This window comes from Salinispora pacifica CNR114, from assembly GCF_000514775.1.
In the GTDB taxonomy this organism is placed as follows: domain Bacteria; phylum Actinomycetota; class Actinomycetes; order Mycobacteriales; family Micromonosporaceae; genus Micromonospora; species Micromonospora pacifica.
Genome location: NZ_AZWO01000090.1, coordinates 1 through 1,573, shown reverse-complemented (window position 1 = coordinate 1,573; position 1,573 = coordinate 1). Strand labels below are relative to the sequence as shown.

The 1,573-nt window shown below is 64.7% G+C and carries 3 pseudogenes; 2 read left to right on the top strand and 1 reads right to left on the bottom strand.

The window, feature by feature from the left end:
* Window positions 1–115, top strand: a pseudogene (locus tag B118_RS32080) (IS630 family transposase); the annotation flags it as partial.
* Here B118_RS32080 and B118_RS29335 read toward each other — a convergent pair.
* Window positions 113–847, bottom strand: a pseudogene (locus tag B118_RS29335) (IS110 family transposase); the annotation flags it as partial. The pseudogenes B118_RS32080 and B118_RS29335 overlap by 3 nt on opposite strands.
* Before the next feature lie 339 nt (window positions 848–1,186).
* Between B118_RS29335 and B118_RS31370 the strand changes: the two are divergent.
* Window positions 1,187–1,460 (top strand): annotated as a pseudogene (locus B118_RS31370) (transposase); the annotation flags it as partial.
* Window positions 1,461–1,573 lie beyond the last annotated feature (113 nt).

The window sequence follows — 1,573 nt, the reverse complement described above, 5'->3', positions numbered from 1 at the left end:
CTGGATCGAGGCATGGAACACCGAACCGAAACCGTTCGTCTGGACCAGAACCGCCGACGAGATCCTCAACAGCCTCGCCACATACTGTGGTCGAATTAACGACTCAGGACACTAGGGCTTGTCGTCCCATGGCCTGTTCGACCAGGGGTGGCTGGTGCAGGGTTGCGGTGGCCAGGGCTTGGTGCAGTCGGTCAGCTTCGGCGGTGACGCCTCGTTGCCGGCCGGCTCGTCGTAGGGCGTCGGCGAGGTCGTCTGGGGTCAGTGTCGCTGCCTGGGTGGGGGTGGGTGCTGCGGCGAGTACGGCGCGCGCTTCGGGGCGGGTGATCCCGCCGCGGGCGTCGCGGAAGGCCAGCAGGAACGTCGGGTAGTACTCGCGCAGCAGTGAGCGCAGTTTGTTGTGGGCTTGGGTTCGATCCCATACGGCGTCTTGTTGCGCACGGGCGAGAACTGCGATCGCCTGGACGAGTTCGGAGTCGTTGGGCAGCGGCCGGTGCACGGCCATGTCGGTGCGCAGAATGTTGGCCAGGACCATCGCGTCGACATGGTCGGACTTGGTGCGTGAGACGGTGTATCGGTCTCGGTAACGAGCGACCGCGACCGGGTTGATCGCGTAGATCTGCCGGCCGGTTGCCCGCAGGCAAGCCACCAGCAAACCTTGGGAGGTCTCGATCGCCACGGGGATCGGCTGTTGCGGGTTGTCACCGGCGTCGGCGAGCAGGTCGGTCAGCTGCCGGTAACCGGCAGCGTCAGCACCGATTTTCAGCCGTGCGACCAACCCGCCGCTGTCGTTGACGATCGCGACGTCGTGGTGTGCCTTGGCCCAGTCAATTCCGCAGTAAACAGTCATAGGCATCAACCCCTCGTAGGTGATATCTGAGATTCGGGCGGGCCTGCCACGATCGCGCCGCGACCTAATGAAAGGACTCTCGGTCCACCATCCCACCAGCGTTGAAGTGACCGTGGACGCCCGCGTGGCTCTCCATCGTTGTCGAAGGATTCGATGATCCAGGCCTGTCCAGAGGTGGCCCACGCGAGCGGCTCAAGCAAGTGACTACCATTGCGCAAGGGCCGGTCCTGCCAGGACCCGCCGTGTCGGATCGGTCTTGTCGAAGCGCTCACCGCGCGGGCTACAACGCGAGATCTCCGAACGAGCCCCGGGCAAGACCAGCCCTTGCATGCTCATTAGGCGTACACGTCCCGGGCGAACCGCCGCTACCTACGCCGACGCGGTATCCGGGCCACTCCCATCCAAGGCAGACCAGGACGCCAACCGCCGCAAGAAGGGGCCGAAGGGCGGCCGGCCGCCGGCCTTCGACCCCGAAACCTACAAACAGCGTCACTGCGTGGAGTGCGGCATCAACCGACTCAAACGCCACCGCGCCGTCGCGACCCGGTTCGACAAACTCGCCGTGCGCTACGAAGCCACCGTGCACATCGCCGCGATCAACGAATTGCTGTAGCCCACTTCGATACAGGCCCTAATACTCCAGCCGGGGTTGTTGACCTTGGCTGAGCTGCGGTTCGATGCGATGCGGGAACGAGGGCAGCCACCGTCGATCATGGACGGTTGTGT